The sequence below is a fragment of the Caulobacter sp. 10L414 genome (assembly GCF_056395525.1).
The window spans coordinates 1-477 of sequence record NZ_JBFTJR010000143.1 but is presented as its reverse complement, the minus strand read 5'-3'; the positions used below and the strand labels follow the sequence as shown (position 1 = coordinate 477).

Sequence of the window (477 nt, the reverse complement as noted above, 5' to 3'; positions counted from 1 at the left end):
AACAAGATCCTGATCGCCAACCGGGGCGAGATCGCGGTGCGGGTGATCAAGACGTGCCGGCGGCTCGGGATCGCCACGGTGGTGGTCTATTCGGACGCCGACGCCGACAGCCTGGCGGTGGAGATGGCCGACGAGGCCGTGCACATCGGCGCCTCGCCGGCCGCGCAGAGCTATCTCGTCGCCGACAAGATCATCGCCGCCTGCAAGCAGACCGGCGCCCAGGCCGTGCACCCGGGCTTCGGGTTTCTTTCCGAGAAGGCCGAGTTCGCGCAGAGGTGCGCCGACGAGGGCATCGTGTTCATCGGTCCCAATCCCGGCGCGATCTCGGCGATGGGCGACAAGATCGAGAGCAAGAAGTTCGCCGCCGCCGCGGGGGTCTCCTGCGTGCCCGGCCATATCGGCGAGATCGCCGATGTCGCCGAGGCCCTGAAGGTGTCGGAGACCATCGGCTATCCGGTGATGATCAAGGCTTCGGCC

1 protein-coding gene is annotated in these 477 nt (G+C 67.5%); it reads left to right on the top strand.

Annotated elements, in window-relative coordinates:
- The coding region (locus AC1DCG_RS25115) for a biotin carboxylase N-terminal domain-containing protein (protein ID WP_477041755.1) at nt 1-477 on the top strand (477 nt) is incomplete at both ends.